Genomic DNA, 7,588 nt, shown 5'->3' with positions numbered 1-7,588 from the left:
CCCGCGCTCACACATCCGGCGAGACCTGTCCTGCCGTTCACTCAATCGAGACAGAACTCGTTGCCTTCCGGGTCGGCCATCACAATGTGTCCGGCCCCGAGCGGGGGATCGGGTTCGTGGCGTCGGAACCTGGTCGCACCGAGCGCGACGAGCCGTTCGGCCTCCGCCTCCAGAGCCGCCATACGGGCGTCGCCCTCCAGCCCGGGAGCGGCGCGTACATCGAGGTGGACGCGGTTCTTGGCCTGCTTGCCTTCCGGGACCTTCTGGAAGAACAACCGCGGCCCGACCCCCTCGGGGTCCACCACCGCCGAGGCGTCGTTGTGCCTTTCGGGCGGAATACCCATCGCCTGCAACGCCTGCTCCCACGACGCGAAACCCCCGGGCGGGTCCTGGAGCCGGTAGCCGAGCGTTTCGGCCCAGAAAGCCGACAGCCCTGCCGGGTCGGCGCAGTCGAACGTGATCTGGACGCTGTGGGCCATCTCAGTTCACCTCCGGTCGGGTCCGCCGGCGGGCCGGCGCGGTGAGGTCGGTAAACATCGGGCTCCAGGGTTGGTCGATCATCGTTCCAGGCTCCCGCATCGAGCCGACAACGGCGTCCCGAGCCCGGCGCGTCGCCGCCCGGGCCGAGAAACCGCAGGGGTCGAACGCCGGATGCGCCGTGCGGCGTGCCGGCGTCCGACACCGGTCCGCCGCGGCCTACGGGGCCGCGGGCACCCGGAAGCGTTCCGCGTGCTCGGCGACCCACTGGGTGAACGTGCGTGCCGGACGGCCGGTCACTTGTTCGACCGTGTCGACGACGGTCGTGGCGTCGTCCGGGGGTGCGGCGTACCAGCCGATGACGAATTCGGCATCCGCACGGGAGACCCCGGTCGCCAAGAGCCTGTCGACGGCTGCTTCGCGCGTGATCGGGACGAACGTGATGTCGCGGCCGATCGCCGGGGACAGGATCGAGATCCGTTCGCGCAGGGTCAGGGCCTCAGGCCCGGTGAGGTTGTACGCGCGGCCCGCGTGACCGTCGTCGAGCAGCGCGACCGCCGCCACCGCCCCGATGTCGGCCTCGTGGACCAGCGCACTGGGGAAGTCGTAAGGCTCGCGTATGACCCCCTCGGTCCGGATCGACTCCGTCCAGGTCAGCGTGTTCGACATGAACTCCTGGGGTTCCAGGCGCGTCCACTCCACACCCGAGTCCGCGACGGCTTGCTCGACGGGCCCCACCCAGCCGCCCCACACCACGGTCATGCGCCGTACACCCGCATCGACCGCGCGTCGTACCAACTCCGGCCCGACCTCGGCGAGTTCCGCCGTGACCGTGATGTGCAGCCGGTCGACGCCTTCGAGGGCGGCGTCCAGGGAGTCCGGTTGCGTGTGGGTGCCGGCTGCGATCTCCACCTCGGCCGGGAACCTTCCCACAGCCGCCGCAGGGTCCCGAGTCAGAGCCCGGACGCGCTCTCCCCGGCGCACGAGTTCCGCCACAACGTGCTTGCCGGTGTTGCCTGTTGCACCTGTCACCAATGTCGTCACAGTTGTGTTCCCTTCGTCATGCGACGACACTAGGAGTTGAACTCAACTTCAAGTCAAGTGAGAGCAACGGGGGGTGCGACGGCCGTACACGGCACCGCCGAAAGCCGCGGGCCGACGACCAAGCCGGGCAGGGAAGTTCCCGCGCGGGTCGGGCAAAACCGACGGTGACGACGGCGATTCCGACGGCCGATCGCGAAGTTCCCGCGCGGTTCGGGCAAAACCGGGCCGCTCCAGGCAGGTTGCACGGACGGGCCGGGGGAGCCGGTGCGGCGTCCGACCTACCAGGGGTCCACGTCGAAGGTGCCGACCAGGTCTTGGTGTTGGGCGGCGCGCGAGGCGTGGATCGTTTGTTCGGTCCAGATGGTCTTGCCGGTGCGCCGGTAGCGGCTGCCCCAGCGTTCGGTGAGTTGGGCCACGAGGAACAGGCCGCGTCCGCCTTCGTCGGTTGCGGTGGCGCGGCGGAGCCTCGGTTGGGAGTTGCTGGGGTCGGAGACCTCGCAGATCAGCGTGTCGTTGCGGAAGATCAGGCGCAGTTCGACCGGCGAACCGCCGTACCGGATCGCGTTGGTGACCAGCTCGCTCACCACCAGCTCGGTGGTGAAGGCGAGTTCGTCGAGGTTCCAGCGGCCGAGCTGCCGAAGCGTCAGCTCGCGGGCGCGGCCGACGATCGACGGGTCGCCGGGGAGTTTCCACTCGGCGACCGATTCGGCCGTCACCGCGCGGGTCTTGGCGAGCAGCAGCGCGACGTCGTCGCCGTCGGGCGGCTGGAGCGTGCGCAGGACCTCGGTGCCGATCTTGTCGAGGGGCGCGTCGCGGTGGCGGCGCAGCACGTCGGCGAGTTCGGCCATGCCGGTGCCGATGTCGTCGGTGCGGCGTTCGACCAGGCCGTCGGTGTACAGCGCGAGGAGAGTGCCCGGCGGGAGGTCCACCTCCACGGTTTCGAACGGCAGGCCGCCGACGCCGAGCGGCGGGCCGGGCGTGAGGTCCATGAACTCCGGTTCCTGTCCGGGGCGCAGCACCAGAGGCGGCAGGTGGCCGGCGCTGGCGACCGTGCAGCGGTGCAGGACGGGGTCGTAGACCGCGTAGAGCACGGTGGCGCCCTGCGCGGCCACATCGGGGTGTACGTCGCCGGTGTCGCGGTCGATCCAGCGCCCGAGCACCAGGTCGTCCAGGTGGGCCAGCATCTCGCCGGGGTCGAGGTCGCGGTCGGCGATCGACTGCACCGCCGTACGCAGGCGTCCCATCGCGACGGCCGCGCGCAATCCGTGGCCGACCACGTCGCCGACCACGAACCCGGCACGCAGCGAGGACAGCGGCAGGACGTCGTACCAGTCGCCGCCGACGCCCGCCTCGCCCCGAGCCGGGACGTACGTGCCGGACGTCGTCGCGGCGGGTGTGTCGGTCGTGACCGGAGGCAGCAGGCTGCGCTGCAACGCGAGGGTTGTGTGGTGCTCGCGGGCGTAGCGACGGGCATTGTCCAGGGCCAGCGCGCCGCGTGAGCCGATCTCCGAGAGCAGGTCGGCGTCGTCCTCCTCGAAGTTCTCGGCGGTCGTCGTGCGCCACACCGCGAGCACGCCCAGCAGGCGCCCGCCGACGAACAGCGGCGCGACCAGAAGCGTGTGCGCGCCCTCGGGGATGAGCGTGGGAGCCTCCTCCGGGGACAGGCCCAGGGCACCGGCCAGGTCCTGCCGGCCCGACACGCGGACCACCGGGTTGTCGCCCATCGTGCGCAGTTGCGGCGGGTCGGGGAAGGGAGGCAGGCGTTCTCCCGCGCCGCGGTACCTCGGCGGCATGCGTCCGTCCGCGGTGACGACGGCGACGCGCCGCAGTCGCCGCATGCTCCTCGCCGCGGGAGGCGGCTCCTCGGTGTCCAGCACCTCTTCGGGGATGTCCACGCTCGCCACGTCCGCGAAATCGGGTACGAGGAGGCGGGCGAGACCGGTGGCGATGTCCGTCATCTCCAGCGACGCGCCGACACTCATCGCGGCGGCGTGGGAAAGCCGGGCGCGCTGCGTGCTGCCTCGCCCGCTGGGGGGCGTCGGATCGGCCATGTGGAACAGGCGTACGAGCCACGCGGCGTCGCGGTCGGAGCGGGGAGTGAGGGGTTGCGCGCTGTACCGGACAAGCTCGGCCCGTCCGTGCGGGGAGTCGATGACGGTCGTCCCGGTCCGGACGGTGTACGGATCGTCGAAGTCCGAGCCGAGATGGAGATTCATGCGCCGACCGAGCAGCCGGCCGGGGTCTGGGGTGCCGGACACGACCACTTGCCGTCCGTCGAGCACGAGCACCATACCGCCGTTCTTTACGAACGTCTGTTCGGTCTCGGTGGTGTCACCGACTGTGGCGTCGGCAGCGTCGGATGAACGCATGCATTCGGCCTGCCATCTCCCCGAGCGGTTCGATCGTGGCTCAATTATGCCGCCGGGGCCCCTGGCCGACCATGCTGCGGAAACGGCCGGCAGTGCCGGGGCCCGGCCTTGGTGATTCTCCCGGCATCGTGGAGCCGCCGCTCGCCGCGCTTGCGACATGCGCATTTTCGGTGCGGCGGACGAGTCCTGAGGCCGCAGGCCAGGTGCCTTGTCCGGCACCGCGCGACCACCGCTGCCGGGCCGCGGTGGACCGGGCGCGGGCTGTGGGCCTGCTGTCAGGGCCGAGTGTTTTGCCGGCCCTGACAACAGTGCGGCTGCCGCGGCATGCCACGTCCGAGGGCGCGGCCGGGCGTTCGGGCGTGGCCCGGGCGGGAGTTCGGCGGTGCGGGTCAGACCGCGCGCTTCGCCACCGCGCCGGGCGACGCCTTCGCACCGCCGCGTCCACCACCCGAGGCATCCCACGTCCTCACCGGGCGTTTTCGCTGCGTGCCCAGGACGCGCCCGGGCCCCGCTACCGCGCCGCGCGCCAGCGGTCGCGGACGGCGAACGCCGCGGACTTGGGGCTGCGTTCCCGGGTGAACACACCCTTCTTGTTGCCGCCGACGCGCATGACTCCGGGACGGGTGGCGAAGTCCGCGAAGTTCCAGATGTGTTCGCCGACCACGGCGTCGATGCGGTCGAAGACCCGGTGGTACATGGCCAGGAGCGCGACCTGGTACTCCTCGGACCAGGGCATGTCGACGATGGAGTGCAGTCCGGCGTACGTGTCGGCGCCGTACTCGGTGACGAGGATGGGCTTGTGGTGCTTCTCGACCCACGCCCGCAGTTCGGCCTCAAGGGCGACCTCGGCGGCGGCGAGGTCGCCGGTCTGCATGTACCAGCCGTAGTACCGGTTGGTCATGACGACGTCGGCGAGTTCGGTGACCAGGTCCTTGTCCGGCAGGTCGGCGAGCATGTTGACGAGGCCGACCGGGCGGGTGGGGTCGAGCTTGCGGAACTCGGCGAACAGCGGAGCGAAGTAGTCGCGCGCCTCCGGCACGCTGCCGTCCGGCTCGTTGGCGACGCACCACAGCACCACGCTGGGGTGGTTGCGGTCACGCGCGACCAGCTCCCGGATGGCCTGGAGGTGGTTGCGCTGGGTGGCCGAGCCGATGGTGTCCTCGGTGTACGTGCTGGTCGCACCGGAGGCGCCGTGCATGGTGAAGCGGACGTTCATGCCCACGGCGGCGGTCTCGTCGATGACGACGATGCCGTGGCGGTCGGCGTAGTCCAGGACCTCTTCCGCGTACGGGTAGTGCGACGTGCGGAACGAGTTCGCGCCGATCCACTCCATCAGCTCGAAGTCATGGACCATCAGGGCGTCGTCGTGCCCCTTGCCGCGGACCGGTGCGTCCTCGTGCTTGCCGAACCCCCGGAAGTAGAACGGCTCGCCGTTGATGAGGAACTCGGTGCCGCGCACCTCGACCGTGCGCACACCGACCGGCAGGACGTAGCTGTCGACCAGCCCGCCGTCCGCGTCGTGAAGTTGCGCCTCCAGCTCGTACAGGTAGCCGTCGCCGGGCGCCCACGGATGCACGTCGGGGACGGTCAGCAGGCCCTCGCTGCCTTCCCCGTCGGCGACCTCGGCGCCGGCGGCGTCGCGCAGGACGACGCGGACCACGGCGGCACCCGCGTGTTCGACCGCGTACCGGACCGTTCCGGTGCCGCCGTCGAGTCCGGTCTCCACGGCGATGCCGCAGACGTGGGCCTTCGGTGTCGTGTAGAGCCAGACCGCGCGGTGCAGGCCGGCGTAGTTGAAGAAGTCGTGGAAGTAGTTCTGCCGCCGACCCAGCGGGGTGTCCTCGACCACGCCGGGCGGGATCGACTCCCAGGTGAGTTCGTTGTTCACCACCACCGTGACACGGGCCTCCGTGCCCGGCTGCACGTGGTCGGTGACGTCGGCTTCGAACGGCGTGTAGCCGCCCTCGTGTTCGGCGACCTGCACGTCGTCGACCCACACCACCGCGCGGTGCGTCGCGGCGTCGAAGCGGAGGACGATCCGCTCACCGGCCCAGCGCTGCGGCACCCGGACGGTCGTCTGGTACCACGCGTCGCCGACGTGGTCGCGTACGGCCAACTCGGGCACGATGTCGTTGTAGCTCGCCGGCACAGGCATCTCCCGCGCCTCGTCGAGCCGGGAACGCCACCAGCCTTGCGTGCGTCCCTCGCCCGCGGGGTCGAGCCGAAACGACCACAAGCCGTTCATGCATTTCCGTTCGCGAGTCGCGGTGTCTTGAGGACGCAACATGTACGGCTCCTGTTCGGCTTTGCGTTTCTGTATTCCCGGCCTATTAAGACTTTGTTTCGCATGGCGTGGCAAGGAGTTGCATGCAGTTGTCGCCGTGAGGGCCTGTGGATTTCCCGGGAATGGTGTAGCCGACCTCCCGCTTGCGGGCCTTGGGTCGCCAAAGCTCATGAAAATGCTGGTGAGAGGCCTCTCTACGGCGCGCTGAGCCGGGGATTCCGTTCCTGGGCCGCCGGTATCGAGGCAGCGGAAAAAACCGGAATCCGGGTGCGAGAAATTTGCTGCGGATCGGGCATCGTGACGCGCCGATATGACCTGGCGGCATGAAATACCGGCGTGGCCGGGGCGAATTTTCGCGTCGAGTCGGGACGGTTCCGGGCGGTGATTCCCGGAGTTATTCCGTTGTGGCCGCGCCGGGCGGGTGCACGGCTCCGGGTGCGTCGGGCGTGGGAGTGCCGGCTCGGTCGAGCTCCTTTCCGACGCCGTCGAGGGGCCGCCGACGCCCGCGCATCGTGGGCACAGCAGGTTCTTCGCGGACAAGAATCTAGCAGACATCGAAATTGGTTGTCGAGAGATCCGCGTCGGCAGGGCGCAGGGGGCCGAGGTCCGTGCCAAGGGACCGCCGCAGCCGCACGGCATTTCGGGGGGACAGGGAACTGCCAAGCCGGAGCGGTTACTTCCTTGGCCCCTCGGGCCCCTTCGCGCGGTCCGTCCCATCCGCGTCGGCCGTGTCGGCCGCGTACCCGCACAGCCGGATGAATGCCTCGAACGCCGGTACAGGATCCGTCGACGGATCGATCAGCCACTGCTTCTGCAAGCCGTCGACAACGGCGAGGAGCAACCTGGCCAGGTGTTCCGGCGACTCGTCGCGGCGCGCCCGCCCGGCCTCCTGGTCTTTCGCCACTCTCCGGGCGACCTCGGCGGCGATGCGCCGGTAGCGCTCGGTGAAGAACGCGTGGCCGGGGTGGTCGGGATCGGCGGCGGCGACGGCCATGGTGGCGAACAGCCTGCGCAGGCCGGGTTGTCGCATGCTCCGCCGCAGTGCGTCAGCCGCCGCCTGGATCGGGCGGTCGGCTTCCGCGGCCAGTTCCGCGCCGAGGGTGTCGTGGTGCTCGACCACCGCGAGCAGCAGCTCGTCGCGCGACGCGAAGTAGTACGTCAGCGACGGCTGTTTGACGCCGACACGGTCGGCGATCTCCTGGAGCAACGCGCCGCCGTCGCCCTGCTCGGCGAACACGTGCAGCGCGGCGTCCAGGATCTGCTCCCGCCGTTCGATGCTCTTCCGATACGGGCCGCGCGGGCCCCTCACGTCGGTCACCCCGCCGAGCCTAGTCGACGTGTTTCGGCGCTGCGCACCGTCTTGCATGTGCTCTGACCTGCATGTCTGAGCCGTTTCGGGCGCGCACGAAAGCGG

The 7,588-nt window shown here is 70.2% G+C and carries 5 protein-coding genes; all 5 read right to left on the bottom strand.

Translation table 11 applies throughout. The features are described from left to right. Window positions 1–41: 41 nt before the first annotated feature. Window positions 42–479, bottom strand: a complete 438-nt coding sequence (locus ACRX5W_RS22940; RefSeq protein WP_436790144.1) for a VOC family protein — start codon at window positions 477–479, stop codon at window positions 42–44. A 217-nt stretch (window positions 480–696) separates the two neighbouring features. Then, window positions 697–1,521 carry an NmrA family NAD(P)-binding protein gene (locus ACRX5W_RS22935; protein WP_436790143.1) on the bottom strand — a complete coding sequence of 275 codons (825 nt, stop codon included), beginning with the start codon at window positions 1,519–1,521 and terminating at the stop codon, window positions 697–699. A 278-nt stretch (window positions 1,522–1,799) separates the two neighbouring features. Continuing rightward, window positions 1,800–3,890, bottom strand: coding sequence for an ATP-binding SpoIIE family protein phosphatase (locus ACRX5W_RS22930; protein ID WP_436790142.1), 2,091 nt, complete (start codon window positions 3,888–3,890; stop codon window positions 1,800–1,802). 511 nt (window positions 3,891–4,401) lie between these two features. Next, window positions 4,402–6,177, bottom strand: coding sequence for a beta-glucuronidase (gene uidA, locus ACRX5W_RS22925; protein ID WP_436790141.1), 1,776 nt, complete (start codon window positions 6,175–6,177; stop codon window positions 4,402–4,404). A gap of 670 nt (window positions 6,178–6,847) precedes the next feature. Next, the gene (locus tag ACRX5W_RS22920) at window positions 6,848–7,492 is read right to left on the bottom strand and encodes a TetR/AcrR family transcriptional regulator (RefSeq protein WP_436790140.1); all 645 of its coding nucleotides are present in this window, start codon (window positions 7,490–7,492) and stop codon (window positions 6,848–6,850) included. Window positions 7,493–7,588: the final 96 nt, after the last annotated feature.

The sequence above is a fragment of the Yinghuangia sp. YIM S10712 genome (genome assembly GCF_051388935.1).
Classification (GTDB): domain Bacteria; phylum Actinomycetota; class Actinomycetes; order Streptomycetales; family Streptomycetaceae; genus Yinghuangia.
This window is presented reverse-complemented; position numbering and strand designations above follow the sequence as displayed.

Excerpts from the sequence above, each read along its gene's own strand:
- ACRX5W_RS22930 (WP_436790142.1), bottom strand. The coding sequence starts at position 3,890 with ATGCGTTCATCCGACGCTGCCGACGCCACAGTCGGTGACACCACCGAG.
- uidA (WP_436790141.1), bottom strand. The coding sequence starts at position 6,177 with ATGTTGCGTCCTCAAGACACCGCGACTCGCGAACGGAAATGCATGAAC.
- ACRX5W_RS22940 (WP_436790144.1), bottom strand. The coding sequence starts at position 479 with ATGGCCCACAGCGTCCAGATCACGTTCGACTGCGCCGACCCGGCAGGG.